This window comes from Erythrobacter mangrovi, from assembly GCF_013260645.1.
GTDB classification, from domain to species: domain Bacteria; phylum Pseudomonadota; class Alphaproteobacteria; order Sphingomonadales; family Sphingomonadaceae; genus Qipengyuania; species Qipengyuania mangrovi.
Map to the genome: position 1 here is coordinate 2,539,952 of NZ_CP053921.1, position 17,655 is coordinate 2,557,606.

The following is a 17,655-nucleotide window of genomic DNA, read 5'->3' on the forward strand; positions in this document are numbered from 1 at the left end:
GGGGCTGATTCCTCTCGCACCAAGATCAGCCTCCAATCGATGCAAGATGCGGGGTCGCGCCGCTGTCACCATGGTGCAACCGGTGCCCGGGAGCCTTGCCCTTTGTCAGACCAACAATTCGGGCGATCAATTCGTCGTGCTGATTGTCAGCCTGTAGTAGATCTCGCAAATCGAAACCCCCATCACCAAACAGGCAGAGATGGAACCTGCCATCCGAACCAAGCCGCAGGCGATTACAGCTACCGCAGAAATCCTTTGCGTAAGGAGCGATGATGCCAATCCGCCCGCGCGCATCGGCATGGCCGAACTCCACCGCCGGTCCGGCGCCCGGTACGCGCGGCAGACGATGCCATCCGGCCGCCTTGAGCCGCCGGACCACACTGTCACCCGGGACATGGCGCTTAGCAAAGAAATCGGCATTGTCATTGGTGCGCATCACCTCAATGAAACGCAGAGACAGATCGCGCTCGACGACAAAGCGCGTCATCGTCTCTAGCTCGTCGTCATTGACCCCGCGCATCAGCACCGCGTTGAGCTTGATGCTATCGAATCCTGCCGCTTGCGCGGCGTCGATCCCGGCCATGACCTCGGCCAGACGATCGTGTCCGGTGATCTCTGCAAAGCGCACAGGATCAAGCGAGTCGACACTGATATTAATCACGTTCACCCCTGCTTCGCGCCAGTTCCGGGCACGCTGGGCCAGGCGGTAGCCGTTGGTTGTCATCGCGACTTGGCGAATGCCAGGCACTGAGGACACGGTGCGCGCCACCTCTTCGAAGTCGGGTCGGATGGTCGGCTCGCCCCCCGTCAACCGAACCTTCCAAAGCCCCAGCGATGCAAAGGCACGGACCGCACGTTCAATCTCGGCGACTGAAAGTTCGGGCGGCTTGCCGCAACGCTTACGATAGCCTTCGGGCAGGCAATAGCTGCAGCGGAAGTTGCAGACGTCTGTCAGCGACAGGCGCAGATACTCGAAGCGGCGTCCGATACCATCGGACAGCCGGATCATTGGCTTGTTGGGCAAAGTGAGAATGTCGCGGTCGCGGACGCGGATCATTGTACAAGCGGCCCTTGCGCGACCGGCAATTCTACACCTTCGATCTCTATTCGACCTGCAAGGATCGATAAATATTGTGCCACTGCGCGGCGATAGCTTGCTTCCTCGAGATAGGTGCGGATCGAAGCGGCGACTGCCTCGAACGGCAACTGCTGGCTCTCCGCCCGGCGAACCGCGCGGATGACGTGGACGCCGAACCGGGAGCGGACTGGCTCGCGGCACAACTCGCCCTCGCCTAGCGCGAACAGCGCTTCCTCGAACTCGGCCACAGTTTGACCCTCACCGATCTGCCCGAGATTACCGCCCTGTTCCTTCGACGGACAGGCGGAATACTCGTGGGCAAGGCGCGCAAAGGAATCCGGCTCAGCCTTGAGCTGGCGGATCAGGCCCCGCGCATCGCTGAGCGCCATGTTGTAGGCCAGCGTATCGTCGGGCGATGCGGAGAGCAGGATGTGCTCAGCCTCGACAAGTGCCTCGCTCGCGAAGCGGTCCTGATGCTGCGCATAGAACCGGCGCGCCTCAGCCTCGTTGGCTTCTGGAACCGTTACCTCCTGCGCCAAGAGGGCCTCTATCCGGGCATCCTCGCCAGCCAGCTTCCGTCCTTCGGCATCCTCGATTTCGCTAGCTTCGATCCCCAATCGGTCTGCCTCGGCGAGAAGCATGTGTTTGATCGCCAGGGCTTCGGCGGCTGATTGCCAGGCCACATCCGCATCGCCGGCCGGATGGTTTTGCGCCTCGGCCGCGATGACAGCGGGAGAGATCTCGACCCCACCCACCATCACTGCCGCTCGTTCGATCACGTCAGCCATGGCTGATTACCTTGCGCGAGCGGACCACCTGGTAGCCGCCCCGCCACAAGTAGCGGACCGGCGCGGACAGCATGTGAACTAGTCGGGTGAAGGGGAACACCAGCAGGATCGTCAGCCCGAGGAACAGGTGCATCTTAAAGATCAGATGGGCATCCGCAACGTACGTCGAGGCATTGCTCTGGAAGGTGAATATGCCTTGCGCCCAAGTCATGAACTTCACCATCTCGCCTCCGTCGAGGTGGCTGGCGGAAAGCGGAATAGTCGCCAACCCCAGCGCCAACTGGATCCAAAGCAGCAAGATGATCATGTTGTCGCTGAAGCTAGAGTTGGCCCGCACGCGAGAATCGAAAAAGCGCCGGTGGATCAGTAGCGTCGCCCCGGTGATTGCCATCACACCCGCGATGCCGCCAGCGACTATTGCCAGCAATTGCTTCGCCCCATGGCTGATCCCCAAGGCGTCGAATAAGGCGATCGGCGTCAGCAGGCCGATCAGGTGACCAAAGAAGATGAAGATCACTCCCACATGGAACAGCACGGAGCCCCACATCAGCTGCTTGCGGCGCAAGAGCTGGCTCGACCCTGAACGCCAGCTATAGGGTTCGCGGTCGAAGCGGATGATCGAGCCGATCGCCAGAGTTGCCAGCGCGATGTAGGGATAGATGCCGAAGAGCAGGTGGTTGAGATAGGTGATCATGGCTCAATTCCTCCTGTCTGTCGCGGCAAGGGATGGCTCGCGCATCCTCTCGACCATCGCGTTGACCTGTGGGCAGGCAGCGTTGGGATTGGGCGCAGCCTCGGCCGAGAAGCGGATTTCTTCCTCTTCCCATTGCTGATCGAGTTCTTCCAGCGTCTCGGGATCCTCAGGCGGCGGCATCGAGCTTGCCGCTTCCGCATCCATCTCGATCCCGGCGATGTCGCACAGAAGAGCGAAGAGCGGGGCATAGTCCGATTGCTTCTCGGCAAGCCGCGCGCCAAGCGCGACCAGCACCAGCCCGGGCTCTGCCAGCGTGTCGCGCGCTTGCGCTTCCGGCAGGGTCGAACAATAGTCGAGGAATAGCGGCAGGTAGTCGGGTAGTTCCTTAGCCACCGGATCGAGTCCGGCCTCAAGATAGCGCCGCCGCAGGTCGACCATCGCCTGCCCGCGGTCACGGCTCTCGCCATGAACATGTTCGAACAGGTGAAGGCTGTGCGCCCGGCCGCGGTCGAACAGCTCGACGTAGGCTTCTTGCGCATCGTATATGTCGCTCGCCTTGAGGCGGGCGATCAGCGGTGCCAGCTGCTCGATAGTGTCGGACGGCAGTGCGGGATCAGCGGCAAGCCTGTCGCGCAAGTCGTCGAGGACTTCGACAAGCTGGGTGGTCGGATACTGCAGCAGCAGCGAGATCAGGTGCAGGCTCTTCATCAGAACACCTCCGTAGGGGTCTGGAGTTTCTTGCGCGCTGGGGCGCCAAAAAGGTTCGCGTCGCTACTCCCGCCCGAGCAGCCATTGCCGAAGGAGAAGCCGCAGGAGCCGCGTTCGTCGTACATGTCCTCGGCATCCTCGCGATGGCCGGTCGGAATGACGAAGCGATCTTCGTAGTCCGCCAGCGCCATGACCTTGTACATCTCCTCTATCTGCAGGCCGGTTAGGCCGACTTCCTGGGCGATCCCCTCATCGGTTACGCCTTCAACCGTCTTGGCGCGCATGTAGCCGCGCATCGCGAGCATGCGCTCAAGGCAGAGCGCGATCGGCTCTTCGTCGCCCGCGGTCAGCAAGTTTGCGAGGTATTTGAGCGGGATGCGCAAGCTGCGCACATCGGGCATGCCGTTGTTTACCGCGATGTCACCCGCGCTTGCCGCCGCATTGATCGGCGAAAGCGGCGGGACGTACCAAACCATTGGCAGCGTGCGGTATTCGGGGTGGAGCGGAAAGGCGACTTTCCATTCCATTGCCATCTTCCACACCGGGGAGTGACGCGCAGCCTCCAGCCATGCCTCAGGCACGCCATCCTTGCGGGCCTGATCGATCACTGCCGGATCATTGGGGTCGAGGAAGGTGTCGAGCTGCGCCTGGTATAGGTCCTCGATGTTTTCCGCGCTGGCTGCTTCCTCGATCCGGTCGGCATCGTAGAGCATCACGCCAAGATAGCGGATGCGTCCGACGCAGGTCTCACTGCATACGGTTGGCTGACCTGCCTCGATCCGCGGATAGCAGAAGATGCACTTCTCGCTCTTTCCGGTTTTCCAGTTGTAGTAGATCTTCTTGTAGGGGCAGCCGGAAACGCACATGCGCCAGCCGCGACATGCCTCCTGATCGATCAGGACGATGCCATCTTCCTCGCGCTTGTAGATGGCGCCTGATGGGCAGGCCGCAACGCAGGTTGGGTTGAGGCAATGCTCACACAGCCGCGGCAGGTACATCATGAATGTATTTTCGAACTGTCCGTAGATCTCTTTCTGGACACCTTCGAAATTATAGTCTTCGCTCCGCTTGGCGAATTCGCCGCCGAGAATTTCCTCCCAGTTCGGCCCCCATTGAATCTTCTCGATCCGTTCGCCCGAAATCAGTGAGCGCGGGCGCGCGGTCGGGAAAGCCTTGCCCTCCCCCGCCTTCTGCAGCTGCGCATAGTCGAAGGTGAAGGGTTCGTAATAGTCATCGATTTCGGGCAGGTCGGGGTTGGCGAAAATCTTCGCCAGCACCCGCCACTTCCCGCCCATCTTGGGGCGGATCGAACCGGCAGGGGTACGTTCCCACCCACCATTCCAGCGTTTCTGGTTCTCCCAGTCTTTGGGATAGCCGATGCCGGGCTTGGTCTCGACATTGTTGAACCAGGCGTATTCCATACCGTCACGGCTGGTCCACACGTTCTTGCAGGTGACAGAGCAGGTGTGGCAGCCGATGCACTTGTCGAGGTTGAGCACCTTGCCGATCTGGGCGCGGATTCTCATGCTGCATTCTCCCCTTCGGCAAGTGCGCCTTCGAGCCAATCGACCTTCTGGAGCTTGCGGACGATGACGTATTCGTCGCGGTTGGATCCGACCGTGCCGTAGTAATTGAAGCCGTAACTCTGCTGGACGTATCCGCCGATCATATGGGTCGGCTTGAGCACGGCGCGTGTGACCGAGTTGTGGATACCCCCGCGCTGGCCGGTGAGCGGCGAGCCGGGGACGTTCACGATCTTCTCCTGCGCGTGATACATGAAGAGCGTACCTTCCTTCATGCGCTGAGAAACAACGACCCGAGCGACCAGCGCACCATTGGCGTTGAACGCCTCGACCCAGTCGTTGTCCTCCAGACCGGCCTTGGCCGCATCGGTCTCGCTCATCCATACGATCGGCCCGCCACGCGACAGCGTGAGCATCAGCAGGTTATCGGTATAGGTCGAGTGGATGCCCCACTTCTGGTGCGGAGTGATGAAATTGAGCACGACGTGGGGTGCATCCTTCGCCTCATCGAGCATCGGTTTGACCGCCTTGGTGTCGATCGGCGGACGATAGACACACAGCGCCTCGCCAAAGGCCAGCATCCACTTGTGGTCCTGGTAGAGCTGCTGGCGCCCGGTAAGCGTGCGCCACGGGATAAGTTCGTGCACGTTGGTGTAGCCGGCATTGTAGCAGACATGCTCACTCTCCAGCCCCGACCAGGTCGGCGAGGATATGATCTTGCGTGGCTGCGCCTGCACATCCCGAAAGCGGATCTTCTCCTCTTCCTTGGGCTTTGCCAGATGCGTGTGGTCGCGCCCGGTATTGGCCGAGAGCGCCTCCCACGCCTTGACCGCAACTTCTCCATTGGTCTCGGGCGCTAGCATCAGCAGGACTTCGCAAGCGTCGATCGCGCTTTCGATCCGCGGCATGCCCTTGGTCGGCCCCTCTTCGGTCACTACACCATTGAGCGCACGCAGGTTGTCGACCTCGTGCTCGGTGTTCCAGGCGATACCCTTGCCTCCATTGCCGAGCTTGCCCATCAGTGGGCCAAGCGCCGTGAAACGCTTGTAAAGATTGGGGTAATCGCGCTCTACTACTGCGACATTGGCCATGGTCTTGCCTGGGATTGGAACGGTTTGCCCCTGGCCCCAGTCAACGACATCGAAAGGCTGGGCTATTTCGTTGGCCGTGTCATGCTGGATCGGGACGAGCACGACGTCCTGCTCGACACCGAGCACCTCGGGCGCGACTTCGGAGAACTTCTTCGCGATCCCCTTGTAGATATCCCAGTCGCTGCGTGACTCCCAAACCGGGTCAACCGCGGCCGACAGCGGGTGGATGAAGGGATGCATATCTGAAGTGTTGAGGTCGTCCTTTTCGTACCAGCTCGCAGTCGGCAAGACGATGTCCGAATAGACGCAGGTGGTCGACATACGGAAGTCGAGCGTGACGAGCAGATCGAGCTTACCCTTGGGTGCCTCGTCGTGCCATTTGACCTCCTTGGGCTTCTGGTGACCCATTTCACCCAGGTCCTTGCCCTGAACGCCATGCGCGGTGCCGAGCAGGTGCTTGAGGAAATATTCGTGTCCCTTGCCCGAAGAACCGAGCAGGTTCGAGCGCCAGACAAACATGTTGCGAGGCCAGTTGGCCGGGTCATCGGGGTCGAAGCACGACATCTCGAGCTCGCCCGATTGCAGCGCGCCAGAGACATAGTCCTTGACCTCAATGCCTGCTTCCTTGGCCTTGCGGCCCACTTCGAGCGGATTCGACTTGATCTGCGGCGCGCTGGGCAACCAGCCCATGCGCTCAGCGCGTGCATTGTAGTCGATAAGGCTCGCGTCCCAGTCGCCCTCAGGCGCGGTGGGTGAGAGGATCTCCTCGACACCAAGCGTCTCGTAGCGCCATTGGTCGGTGTGTGCGTAGAAGAAGCTGGTTGAATTCATCTGCCGCGGCGGACGCCCCCAGTCGAGCGCGAAGGCAAGCGGCAGCCAGCCAGTCTGAGGGCGCAACTTCTCCTGCCCAACATAGTGCGACCAGCCACCGCCTGACTGACCAACACAGCCGCACATCACCAGCAGGTTTATAATGCCACGGTAGTTCATATCCATGTGGTACCAGTGGTTGAGACCGGCCCCGAGGATCACCATCGATTTGCCTTGCGTCTTTTCCGCATTCCCCGCGAACTCGCGCGCGACGGTGACGATCTGTTCGGCCGGTACGCCAGTGATCTTCTCCGCCCAGGCGGGAGTGTAGGGTACATTCTCGGCGTAGTCCTTGGCGACATGCTTGCCACCCAGCCCACGATCGAGGCCGTAGTTGGCGCAGAGCAAGTCGAACACGGTTGCGACCAGAACGTTACCCTCGGCCAGTTTGATTTCGCGCGCAGGGACGCGGCGCCGGAGGATGTCGGGATGATCGGTACCCTCAAAATGATCGTGCTCGCGGTTGCCGAAATAGGGAAATCCAACCTCGACCACGTCGTCGTGCTGACCATCCATTATCGAGGTCAGTCGCAGCCTCGTATCACCGCCCCTGCCGTCCCTCTCTTCAAGGTTCCATTTGCCCTTCTCGCCCCAGCGGAAGCCCGCCGAACCAAGCGGGGCAACCGGCTCATCGGTGGTGTCGTCAATGGCGACGGTTTTCCATTCAGGATTGTTCTCTTCGCCTAATGCTCCTTCGAAATCGGAGGCGCGCAGTAGCCGGTCGGGCACATAGGCGCCATCCTTCGGCACCAACCGTACTAGCATGGGGAAGTCGGAATATTTGCGGCAATAATCCTCGAAATACTCAGCCTGCCGATCTAGGTGAAACTCGCGAAGGATCACGTGGCCCATCGCCATGGCAAGCGCGGCGTCGGTCCCCTGCTTCGGGTTGAGCCACAAATCGGCAAACTTGGTCGCTTCCGCATAGTCCGGGCTGACCACCGCTACCTTGGTCCCGCGATAGCGCGCCTCGGTCATGAAGTGGGCATCAGGGGTGCGCGTTTGCGGCACGTTCGAACCCCACATCATCAAGAAGCCGGCGTTATACCAGTCAGCGCTTTCGGGGACGTCGGTTTGTTCGCCCCAGGTCATCGGGCTAGCGGGCGGGAGATCGCAGTACCAGTCGTAGAACGACATGCAGGTGCCGCCGAGCAGAGAGAGGTAACGCGACCCTGCCGCATAGCTCACCATCGACATCGCAGGGATCGGGCTGAAGCCGATCACCCTGTCGGGGCCATAGGTTTTGGCGGTGTAGGCATTCGCCGAGGCGATGATCTCATTCACCTCGTCCCAGGTCGAACGGACGAAGCCGCCGTGACCGCGGATCGCCGTGTAGCTCTTGCGCTTGACTGGATCCTCGACAATCGAGGCCCATGCCGCGACCGGGGTACGGACAGCGCGAGCCTCGCGCCAGAGCTTGAGCAGGCGTGAGCGCACCATCGGATATTTCAGCCGCTGCGCCGAATAGATATACCAGCTGTAGCTTGCGCCGCGCGGGCAACCGCGCGGCTCGTGGTTGGGCAGATCGGGGCGCGTGCGCGGGTAGTCGGTCTGCTGCGTTTCCCAGGTAATGATCCCACCCTTGACGTAGATCTTCCACGAGCAAGAGCCAGTACAGTTCACCCCGTGGGTCGATCGGACTACCTTGTCGTGCTGCCAGCGCTTGCGGTAGCCGTCCTCCCACTCGCGGCTCTGGTGGGTGGTGACGCCGTGCCCATCCGAGAACGGCTGCTTGGCCTGCTTGAAGAAAGTGAGACGGTCGAGAAGCTGGCTCATCTCAAGCCTCCTTCATCACTAGAGGGGTGGAGATAGGTGCCGGCGCCTTGCCGCGTTCGATATCGTGGAGCAGACCGCCACGCCTGGTGTAGGCCCACCAGGTCAGCACCGCACAGCTTCCGTAGAAGATGCAGAAGCCCCACAGCGCCGCCATCGGCGATCCGGTTGCATCGATCGCACTACCGAAGCTTTTCGGGATAAAGAACGCGCCGTAGGCCGCGATTGCCGAGGTGAAGCCGACGATAGCCGCCGATTCCTTCTCTGCTTGGCGCGTGCGCTGGGCCGCATCGAGATGCGGCATCAGTCGGGGCACTTCCTGCCGCATGATGATCGGGATCATTTGGAAAGTGGACGCATTGCCCACGCCGGTCAGGAAGAACATGGCGATGAACATTCCCAGGAAGCCCCACCAACTGCCCGCTTCGATGAAGTAGACGATGCCAACCACTGCCAGCATCATGCCGACGAAGACCCAGAAGGTGACACGGCCTCCGCCCCAGCGATCAGAGACCCAACCGGTTGCCGCCCGGCTGAGCGCTCCTACCAACGGGCCGAGGAAGACGAACTTGAGCACGTCGACGTCGGGAAACTGGTGCTTTGCAAGCAGCGGCAGGCCCGCCGAGAAGCCGATGAAGCTGCCAAAGGTGCCAGTGTAGAGCCAGCACATGAGCCAATTGTGCTTGCGCTGGAAGATCACCGCCTGTTCGGCAAAGCTGGCCTTGGCATCGGCGATGTCGTTCATGCCGAACCAGGCGAGCAGGGCAGAGGCGATCACGAAGGGCACCCAGATGAAGCCCGCATTCTGCAGCCAGAGCTGCCCACCATCAGCGGTTTGCTGCGACGCACCGCCGAGCGCGCCGAACACTCCTGCCGCAATCACCAGCGGCACAGCAAACTGCATCACCGAGACGCCGAGGTTGCCGAGGCCCGCGTTGAGCGCCAGCGCATTGCCCTTCTGGGCCTTGGGGAAGAAGAAGCTAATGTTCGACATCGAGGAGGCGAAATTGCCGCCACCAAAGCCGCACAGCAGCGCCAGGGCCAGGAACATCACATAGGGTGTGTCGGGGTTCTGCACTGCATAACCGATGCCGAATGCTGGGATCAGCAGCGAAGCCGTGCTCAGCGTGGTCCACAGCCGCCCGCCGAAGATCGGCACCATGAAGCTATAGAATATGCGCAAGGTGGCGCCCGACAGGCCGGGCAGCGCTGCCAACCAGAACAGCTGGTTAGTAGTGTAGTCAAACCCGATCGAAGGCAGCTTGGCGACCACCACCGACCACACCATCCACACGCAGAAGGCAAGCAGAAGCGCAGGAATTGAGATGTAGAGGTTGCGCCGGGCAATGCGCTCGCCCGCGCTTTCCCAGAATGCGGGATCCTCGGGCGCCCATTCGGTCAGAACCTTGGTCGGCACCAGTTCGCCGTGCCGCTGCTTGTCGTGCAACTCGATCATCTCGGGGAATTCGGGCAGCGTGCGGGTGTCGATCCCGGCTGCCTTCTGTTCCATCTGGCGGATCGCGAAATGCATCCAGCCAAGCGCGACCGCGACGAGGCCGAACAGCACCATGAAGCAGCTGGTCCAGATGCCGGTGAGATCGCTCACTGCTCCGAACACGATCGGCAGGATGAAACCGCCCAGCCCTCCAACCAGGCCGACCAACCCACCGACCGACCCGACATGATCTGGATAATAGACCGGGATATGCTTGTAGACCGCAGCCTTGCCCAGCGACATAAAGAAGCCGAGCAGGAAGATCGTGAGCACAAAGGGCACCAGGCTCATCGAGGTCGAAAAGACGATCTCACCTTCGATCCCGTGAATGATGTAGTCGGTCGACGGGTAAGACAGCATGAACAGCAGCACCAGTGACACGCCGAAAGTGGCGTACATCACCTTGCGTGCGCCATAGCGATCCGACAGCACCCCACCGTAGGCACGGAACACGCTGGCGGCGAGCGAGAAGGCCGCGGCGAGCATGCCGGCGACTTTCACGTCGAGCCCGTAGAGGCCGACCATATATTTGGGTAGCCACAGCGCGAGCGCCACGAAGGCGCCGAAGACGAAAAAGTAATACAGCGAGAAGCGCCAGACCTGCTCGTTCTTGAGCGGCTCAAGCTGCTGCTTCAGCGTTGCTGGTTTTGCGCCGCTTATCTTGCGCGCGGCAAGCTCCGGATCATCCTTGGCAAAGATGAAGAACAGCACTGCGACGACTGCAGCGACGCCAGCCCATATCTGCGCCACTGCTTGCCAGCCCAGCGCCACCATAATCCACGGGGCAACAAATTTAGTCAGCGCGGCACCGACATTGCCCATGCCGAAGAAGCCTAGCGCCGCGCCTTGCTTTTCCTGCGGATACCATTTCGAAACATAGGCCACGCCCACCGCAAAGGTGCCGCCGGCGACGCCCAGCCCAAGCGCTACCAACAAGAGCAAATAATAGCTGTCGACATAGGACAACAGGAAGGTCGAAGCCGCCGAAGCAAGCATGGTCAGCGAGAACATGATGCGACCGCCATACTGGTCGGTCCACACACCCAGGAACAGGCGGGTCAGCGATCCGGTGAGGATGGGAGTTCCGACCAAGAGCCCGAATTGCGTATCGCTGAGGCCAAGCTCTTCCTTGATCTCGATCCCGATGATCGCGAAGATCGTCCACACCGCAAAACAGATCGTGAAGGCGAAGGTGCTGAGGCCCAAAGCGCGGTTCTGTTCTCCGACGCTGGCAATTACCCTTGATGACATGACGTGCTCCCTGAACCCGATAGGTTGGCAGCTGAGGCATCACGGGAAAGCGCTCGCCACTCTTTGACATTGATCAAATTAAATGTCCGCAGCGGGCTAATCAATTCAGCGTCTGATATAGATCGCGCAGCAAGCAGAAATGGATCAAGCCGGTAATTGATAATTATCAAATCATCCGCTAAAGGCGGCTGAGCCAACACAAGGATTGAACACGTTTGTGAGGATCGAGGAAAAACCGGAAATCGCCCGGCTGCCGCTGTTTCGCGAAATGGACGAGGCCAAGCGAGAACGCGTTTTCGCCGGCTCTTTTCTTCAGGTCTTCCCGCCGCAACTGACGTTGTTCGAGCTGGGGCAGCACCCAGATTTCCTCCATGTGCTGGTCGATGGCTTGGTGGAACTGTCGGCCAACAGCGGCGGGCGCGACACCACCATGCGCATTGTCGAGCCGGTCACCAGCTTCATTCTCGCTGCCGTGGTCAACGACCTGCCTTACCTGATGACTGCACGAACGCTCGAACCTTCGCGCATCCTGCTCGTGCCGGCCGCGCTGATCCGTGAGGTGATTCGCCAGGATACTGCTTTGATGCAGGCGACCATGCGCGAGCTGGCGCTTGCCTATCGCGATCTCGTCCGAGCACTCGTCGATATGAAGCTGCGGCAGTCCGCCGAACGACTTGGCAATTACCTTCTGCAACAGGATACCCGGCAGGATGATGAGGGAACCGTTCAGTTGAGGGCAGAGAAACGCTTGCTCGCTTCGCTTCTCGGTATGACACCGGAAAACCTCTCGCGCGCCTTTTCAGCGTTGGCGGCACATGGCGTTCGTGTCGAGGGGAGCAGCATTTCAATCATCGATCGCGATGCACTCAGCGCCTTCGTGCGGCCTGATCCGATCGCTATTTGACAGCCTAGAACTTTGCCTCGACCTGGAACCAGAATTTGCGCGTATTGGTCGCAAAGTCGTCCGCATCATAGCTGGCGAATTTCGCGAGCAGCTTGACTTGCTTGGTCAGGGGATAGGCGATGAGCGCATCCCACTCGTTCCCGTAAGAGAGTTCACCGCGAGTCGAATCGAAATTGTGATAGGCTATGCGCAAGGTCAGTCCGTTGAGCGCCGACCCCTCACCAAACTTGTATGCCGCGTCTGCGTAAAGGTCGCGCAATCCGTTGGCTGGCGTGGAAAGGAATTTGTCTGCCCAGCCATGGAAGGCGTGCAGTGTCGCCAGTGGCGTCTGCAGGGCAGTGGTACCGTTACCTTCCAGCCGTCCGAAGCCTGCTTTCACCGTAAAGCCTGAGGCATTGAATCCGGGCTCGATCAACAGGTAGTCGAGTCCGAATTCGGCCGGATTGACGGCATGGTTGGACTGACGTGCATACTCGGCAGTGTAGAGCAGCTTGCCGCCTTCCCCAACCGATTGGGCGCCAGCCAACCGCACCCCGAAGGTCTTGCTGCTAGCAGCCGGAGCGGAAGGTATGTCCAGCCAGTAGCCGTAAGCCGAGAGGGTACCGAAATTCGCGATATCATATCCGACGCGCAGGCCGTGAATGTCGTTGTCGCGCCAGATCCCTTGGGTCGAGTCGGGTCCAAATATGCGATTGACCCGCCAAGCATAGAAATAGTCGGCGGTCAGCCCCTTGGCCGCCTTGAGCGAGAGGCGTGCCGCGTCGAGGGTCTGGTCGTTCTGGCGCCAGCCGACCGAGCCGATCCAGCGCTGGTTGTCGAGATTGACAGCCTGACGGCCAACGGTTGCCTGGATCGCCGAAGCTGGCTGCCATCGAAGATACGCCTGATTGAGCAGAGCATCGCTCGGATCGGCCACAACTGGAAACTGGGTTCTTCCGTTGGTCGTGTCGTTGTAATCCTCCGGACCCAGGCGGGCGATGGCTTCGCCTTCGACCAGCGCACTGAATCCGTTCCACTCGCCAAACTTCACACCCGCCTTGAGGCGTAGGGTCGAGGCGGTGGCGTCCTCCGGCAATCCATCCTGATCGACCAGTTCAAGCCGGTAGCGAATGTCGGCATATGGCGTGATGTCCAACTGCGCATCGGTTTCAGCGTGCGCGGCCGACGGGATAAGCGCTGCAGCAACCAGCGCGGCGAGCGGGAGGTTCACTTGATTCATGTTGCCTAGATAGTATCTAGATCGAAGCTGTAATTGATTTCTATCAACGACCGGCTGCACCGCTCGGCTAGACACCCGCGAATGACGGAACAGGATTTCATTCCGCTTACGCCTTCTGAGGCGCTGGAACGCCTCCGGGAGGGCAATCGCCGATTCCTTGAAGATGCGCCGTACCAGCCTCCGATGGACCGGCTTCGTCGTCTTCACCTCGCTGCCGCGCAACGGCCCTTCGCTGCCTACCTCTCGTGTTCAGATTCGCGCGTCCCGCCCGAGCTGTTGTTCGAACGTGGGCTCGGAGAACTCTTCATCGTACGCAACGCTGGCAACACGCTGTGCGCGAGCGCGCTTGGCAGCCTCGAATTCGCAGTTACGCAGCTCGAAGTCCCCCTTATCGTGGTGATGGGTCACGAAGCCTGTGGCGCATTGCGTGCGGCCGTCGCGGTCGCGCGTGAACAGCGACAGTTCTCGGGCAATGTAAGCAAAGTCCTGCAGTCGCTCCTACCCGCGGTGCTCGAGGCCGATCCGTGGGCGCCGGACCTCGTCGATGCTGCCGCGCTCTGCAACGTGCGCAAGGTTGTACGCGAGTTACGCGAGGAAGCTTCACCTGCCCTGCTAGGACCGCAATCGGCTGGCAAGCTGAGGGTGGTTGGGGCCTACTATCATCTCGATAGCGGTCGGGTCGATTTTCTCGATGGTGCGGATTGACGGCAACCATAACTGGGTAGCAGGCGAGCAGGCAGCATGGATAATCGCGATCGACTAGAACTACGGCAGCGGCGAATGGCGTCCGCACCGCCTTTGCTGCGTGGCGGATTTCGCCCCTTTTTTCTAGGCGCAGGCTTGTGGGCGGTAGTCGTAATACCCGTCTGGCTCTGGTCGCTGGAAATGGGGACGATGCGTATCGGGGCGCTCGATCCGCTGGCGTGGCACCGCCACGAGATGTTGTTCGGCTTTGTGGGCGCGGCGATCACAGGCTTTGCGCTCACGGCGGTCCCGAACTGGACCGGGCGGTTGCCGATTGCAGGCTGGCCCCTTGCGGCGCTTGCAATTTGGTGGCTGACGGCGCGCCTCGTGCCTTTCGTGTTGCCCGAACTTCCATTGACTCTGTTGGCGCTCATTGATGCGGGATTCTACCTCGGACTGGCAGGTTTGATTTTGCGTGAAATCCTTCAGGCCAAGAACCGCAACATCCCTGTCGCCTTGGTGATCGCACTATTCGCCATTGCGGACTTGCTCGACTATGCAGGTCTGGCAGGACTCGTCACAACCGACTACGGCGTGCGCGTGGGGATCACGCTCACGGTCATACTGGTTTCGCTGATCGGCGGGCGCATCGTTCCGTCCTTCACCCGCAACTGGCTGCAGAAGGAGCAAATCGGCGGGGAGCTACCCAATGGGCCGAACCGCTTCGATCTCGCGGTGATATTTGTGACAGCCGCGGCATTGATTGCCTGGACGCTAGCCGGATCGACACCAGCTGTCAGTACGGCGCTAATGCTGGCTGGGGCCCTGCAAGCAGTGCGGCTGGCGCGATGGCGAGGATGGCGGACGCTGGCCTCTCCAATCGTCCTGGTGCTCCACCTCGGCTATGCGTGGATTCCCCTTGGCTTGCTCTTACTCGGCGGGGCTGGATTTTATGCATGGCTCCCACAGAGCGCAGGGATTCACGCTCTGGCTGTTGGTGCGCTGGCCGGAATGATCCTCGCGGTGATGACGCGCGCTACGCTTGGCCATACCGGACGAGTGCTCCATGCCGGGCCCGCAACGAGGGCAAGCTATCTCGCACTTCATTTAGCAGCGATCGCCCGTGTATGTGCATCCCTCATCCCCGCCTACTACCTATTGCTGCTGCGTTCTTCCGCAGCACTATGGATTGCCGCCTTTGGCCTGTTTCTGCTCGCCTATGTCCCATTGATGCTGCGCCCACGCGCTGACAATTGAGCTTGAACCCGATGCCAGGCCGTAGCGAGTGGTAGATGGCCGCTTCCTTGAGCGAAATTCAGCCCCAAGATACTGCCTGAAAACGTCAGCTTCTCCAGCAGCAAGGCCTAAGACGGACTGTCCGCAACCGGCCCGGTTGCAGCCAGTCCGAAACGCGCCCCAAATTCCAGACATTGCGCGGGATTCCCGATCTTCCCAATAACTGACTGGCAACCGCCTTCCGTTGCCGCCTTGGGCCAATCTTTCCACACAGTAGTGTCACGTAGAACTAGGGCGACGTTCGGACCTCAACATCAGCTTATATCGCCTCAACCCCGTTTGACCTTGCACCTGATCAATGTTGCAGTGCAAAATGAAGGAATGCGGATCGCGATAATCGATGACAGCACGGCGCGCGCCTCTATTATCGAGGAGGGGCTTAGCGCTGTCACCGGTTGCGAGATCTTCGCAATCAGCGGGCGCGACGGGTTGCTTGCCCGGATCGCGGAAATCAGCCCCGACATCGTTCTAATGGACCTTGGCAACCCTTCCCGCGATGAGCTGGAAGAGTATTTCATCGTAAGCCGGGCGCTTGCCCGACCGATCGCCATGTTCGTCGACGAATCCGACGACGAAGCGATTGCCGCGTCAATTGATGCAGGCGTCTCTGCCTATATCGTGGACGGGCTCTCCGCCAACCGTATCAAACCCTTGCTGGACCTCGCCGTCCGCCGTTTCAATGCCTTCGCCCGGCTTCAGTCCGACCTTGCCGAAGCGCAAGGAAAGTTGGCCGAGCGCGAGACGATTGACCGGGCCAAGCGCATTTTGATGAACAGCAAGGGCGTAACCGAGCCGGAAGCCTACGGCGAACTACGGCGCAAGGCGATGTCATCGAATAAGCGCATCGTCGACATTGCCGAGGCTGTGGTCACGGCTCACGAATTGTTGGGGGATTGATGGCCGAGAAATTCACAGTCGGGTTCCTGCCGCTGGTCGATGCCTGCCTTCCCATCCTGGCGGCCGAGCACGGCTTCGCAGCGGCGGAAGGGGTGGAGCTGAGCTTTGTACGCGACGTCAGCTGGGCGACAGTGCTCGACCGGTTGCTCTATGGGCAGAGTGACGCGGCTCATCTCGTTGCGCCGCTCGCCATCGCCACGACCCTGGGGCGTGGGCGTCCAGCACAGCAACTTGCCGCTCCATTCGTACTCGGACTGAACGGCAATGCGATCACCCTGTCGCAAGCGTTGGCCGAAAGCGTTTGCCCTGGCGATGGGCTGGGCGACCCCAAGGCGGTCGGCGCGGCCCTGCGTGATGAAGTTGCGCGCAATCTCGCCAGTGGACGAAAGCTCCGCTTCGGCGTGGTCCACCGCTATTCAAGTCACAACTACATGCTTCGCTATTGGCTGGCATCCTGCGGTATCCGACCTGACGAAGACCTTGAGATCGTCACTGTCGCACCACCGTTTTGCGCCGACGCTCTCGGAGCGGGAGAGATCGACGGCCTATGTGTCGGTGAACCATGGAACAGTGTTGCGGTCGATCGTGGCGCCGGGCGGATCGTGCTGGCGACCGCGCAGATATGGCGGCGCGGGGTTGAGAAGGTCCTTGCGATGCGCGCTGATCGGATCGAGCAGCGGCGCCCCGCTGTCGAGGCACTTATTCGCGCGATGCGGGAAGCGGCGAGGCATTTCGTCGATCCCGCCAATTGGGAGAGCAACGCTGCGATCCTGGCACGCCCAGAATACTGCAACGCGTCGCCCGATCTGATCCTGCGCGCCATCTCCGACCAGCTGATTCTTCGGACCGGAGGGACTCCCTTCGCCTATTCCGACTTCATGTTCCAGTATCGCGAGGCTGCCAACTTCCCGTGGGTCAGCCAGGCACAGTGGCTCTATACCCAGCTCGTTCGCTGGGATGGGCTGCCATACGATGCCAATGAGGCCGTGAAGGCTGCACGGGTCTTTCGCCCCGACGTCTATCGCAGTGCGCTGAAGGGCACTGGCGACGTGCTTCCGGGCGCGAGTTCCAAAGTCGAAGGGAGTCTTTTGGGCCCTACTTCGGTCACTGCCCAGCAAGGTACCATGACCTTGACCGAGAACAGTTTTTTCGATGGCGCCCCCTTCGATCCGGATCATCTCGAGCAATATATTGCGTCGCAGCGATAATGCTGCATTGCAAAAATTACACTTGCGCGATGGCAAGCGAATCGCTTATTGCATGAGCGAACGGAGAGGCCGCTCAAGGTTGGGCAGTCGCGATGCTCCGCTTCGAAATTCGAAATTGCGTGGCAACGTAGCCGCCCGATCTGGTCCTCAATGGATCATGTCGAGGCGGCCTTTTT

The 17,655-nt window shown here is 60.5% G+C and carries 13 protein-coding genes; 5 read left to right on the top strand and 8 right to left on the bottom strand.

What is annotated here, in order from left to right; genetic code table 11:
- Positions 1–25 precede the first annotated feature (25 nt).
- From moaA to HQR01_RS12830, 7 genes are read right to left on the bottom strand one after another with little or no spacing between them, the layout of a single operon-like run.
- Positions 26–1,057 (bottom strand): GTP 3',8-cyclase MoaA, encoded by a 1,032-nt coding sequence (moaA, locus tag HQR01_RS12800; RefSeq protein ID WP_234030164.1) that lies wholly within the window; start codon positions 1,055–1,057, stop codon positions 26–28.
- On the bottom strand, positions 1,054–1,866 hold the full coding sequence (locus tag HQR01_RS12805; RefSeq protein WP_173215232.1) for a peptidylprolyl isomerase: 813 nt from the start codon (positions 1,864–1,866) through the stop codon (positions 1,054–1,056). Before HQR01_RS12805 ends, moaA begins: the two co-directional genes overlap by 4 nt.
- On the bottom strand, positions 1,859–2,560 hold the full coding sequence (gene narI / locus HQR01_RS12810; protein WP_173215233.1) for a respiratory nitrate reductase subunit gamma: 702 nt from the start codon (positions 2,558–2,560) through the stop codon (positions 1,859–1,861). Before narI ends, HQR01_RS12805 begins: the two co-directional genes overlap by 8 nt.
- A 3-nt stretch (positions 2,561–2,563) precedes the next feature.
- Positions 2,564–3,268, bottom strand: coding sequence for a nitrate reductase molybdenum cofactor assembly chaperone (gene narJ / locus HQR01_RS12815; RefSeq protein WP_173215234.1), 705 nt, complete (start codon positions 3,266–3,268; stop codon positions 2,564–2,566).
- On the bottom strand, positions 3,268–4,794 hold the full coding sequence (gene narH, locus HQR01_RS12820) for a nitrate reductase subunit beta (protein WP_173215235.1): 1,527 nt from the start codon (positions 4,792–4,794) through the stop codon (positions 3,268–3,270). Before narH ends, narJ begins: the two co-directional genes overlap by 1 nt.
- Positions 4,791–8,528: a nitrate reductase subunit alpha gene (locus HQR01_RS12825; protein ID WP_173215236.1), complete on the bottom strand. Its 3,738-nt coding sequence runs from the start codon at positions 8,526–8,528 to the stop codon at positions 4,791–4,793. The genes narH and HQR01_RS12825 overlap by 4 nt, the downstream gene beginning before the upstream one ends.
- 1 nt (position 8,529) lies before the next feature.
- Complete coding sequence (locus tag HQR01_RS12830; RefSeq protein WP_173215237.1) at positions 8,530–11,271, bottom strand: nitrate/nitrite transporter; 2,742 nt, start codon at positions 11,269–11,271, stop codon at positions 8,530–8,532.
- 217 nt (positions 11,272–11,488) lie between these two features.
- On the opposite strand from HQR01_RS12830, the gene HQR01_RS12835 reads away from it, so the two are divergent.
- Positions 11,489–12,175: a helix-turn-helix domain-containing protein gene (locus HQR01_RS12835; protein ID WP_173215238.1), complete on the top strand. Its 687-nt coding sequence runs from the start codon at positions 11,489–11,491 to the stop codon at positions 12,173–12,175.
- A gap of 4 nt (positions 12,176–12,179) precedes the next feature.
- Here the strand turns inward: HQR01_RS12835 and HQR01_RS12840 are convergent, their stop codons facing one another.
- Positions 12,180–13,394: an alginate export family protein gene (locus HQR01_RS12840; protein WP_173215239.1), complete on the bottom strand. Its 1,215-nt coding sequence runs from the start codon at positions 13,392–13,394 to the stop codon at positions 12,180–12,182.
- A gap of 183 nt (positions 13,395–13,577) precedes the next feature.
- Here HQR01_RS12840 and HQR01_RS12845 point away from each other — a divergent pair, with 183 nt between their 5' ends.
- The 4 genes from HQR01_RS12845 (at position 13,578) to HQR01_RS12860 (ending at position 17,479) form a co-directional block, all read left to right on the top strand.
- A complete protein-coding gene (locus HQR01_RS12845; protein WP_234030165.1) occupies positions 13,578–14,099 on the top strand; it encodes a carbonic anhydrase in 522 nt (173 codons plus the stop codon).
- 75 nt (positions 14,100–14,174) lie between these two features.
- Positions 14,175–15,335: an NnrS family protein gene (locus HQR01_RS12850; protein ID WP_173215241.1), complete on the top strand. Its 1,161-nt coding sequence runs from the start codon at positions 14,175–14,177 to the stop codon at positions 15,333–15,335.
- A 360-nt stretch (positions 15,336–15,695) separates the two neighbouring features.
- Positions 15,696–16,271 carry an ANTAR domain-containing response regulator gene (locus tag HQR01_RS12855; protein ID WP_173215242.1) on the top strand — a complete coding sequence of 192 codons (576 nt, stop codon included), beginning with the start codon at positions 15,696–15,698 and terminating at the stop codon, positions 16,269–16,271.
- The gene (locus HQR01_RS12860; RefSeq protein ID WP_173215243.1) at positions 16,271–17,479 is read left to right on the top strand and encodes a CmpA/NrtA family ABC transporter substrate-binding protein; all 1,209 of its coding nucleotides are present in this window, start codon (positions 16,271–16,273) and stop codon (positions 17,477–17,479) included. The genes HQR01_RS12855 and HQR01_RS12860 overlap by 1 nt, the downstream gene beginning before the upstream one ends.
- Positions 17,480–17,655: the final 176 nt, after the last annotated feature.

Coding starts and splice junctions, on each gene's coding strand:
- moaA (WP_234030164.1), bottom strand. CDS start 1,057: ATGATCCGCGTCCGCGACCGCGACATTCTCACTTTGCCCAACAAGCCA.
- HQR01_RS12805 (WP_173215232.1), bottom strand. CDS start 1,866: ATGGCTGACGTGATCGAACGAGCGGCAGTGATGGTGGGTGGGGTCGAG.
- narI (WP_173215233.1), bottom strand. CDS start 2,560: ATGATCACCTATCTCAACCACCTGCTCTTCGGCATCTATCCCTACATC.
- narJ (WP_173215234.1), bottom strand. CDS start 3,268: ATGAAGAGCCTGCACCTGATCTCGCTGCTGCTGCAGTATCCGACCACC.
- narH (WP_173215235.1), bottom strand. CDS start 4,794: ATGAGAATCCGCGCCCAGATCGGCAAGGTGCTCAACCTCGACAAGTGC.
- HQR01_RS12825 (WP_173215236.1), bottom strand. CDS start 8,528: ATGAGCCAGCTTCTCGACCGTCTCACTTTCTTCAAGCAGGCCAAGCAG.
- HQR01_RS12830 (WP_173215237.1), bottom strand. CDS start 11,271: ATGTCATCAAGGGTAATTGCCAGCGTCGGAGAACAGAACCGCGCTTTG.
- HQR01_RS12840 (WP_173215239.1), bottom strand. CDS start 13,394: ATGAATCAAGTGAACCTCCCGCTCGCCGCGCTGGTTGCTGCAGCGCTT.
- HQR01_RS12845 (WP_234030165.1), top strand. CDS start 13,578: ATGGACCGGCTTCGTCGTCTTCACCTCGCTGCCGCGCAACGGCCCTTC.
- HQR01_RS12850 (WP_173215241.1), top strand. CDS start 14,175: ATGGCGTCCGCACCGCCTTTGCTGCGTGGCGGATTTCGCCCCTTTTTT.
- HQR01_RS12855 (WP_173215242.1), top strand. CDS start 15,696: ATGCGGATCGCGATAATCGATGACAGCACGGCGCGCGCCTCTATTATC.
- HQR01_RS12860 (WP_173215243.1), top strand. CDS start 16,271: ATGGCCGAGAAATTCACAGTCGGGTTCCTGCCGCTGGTCGATGCCTGC.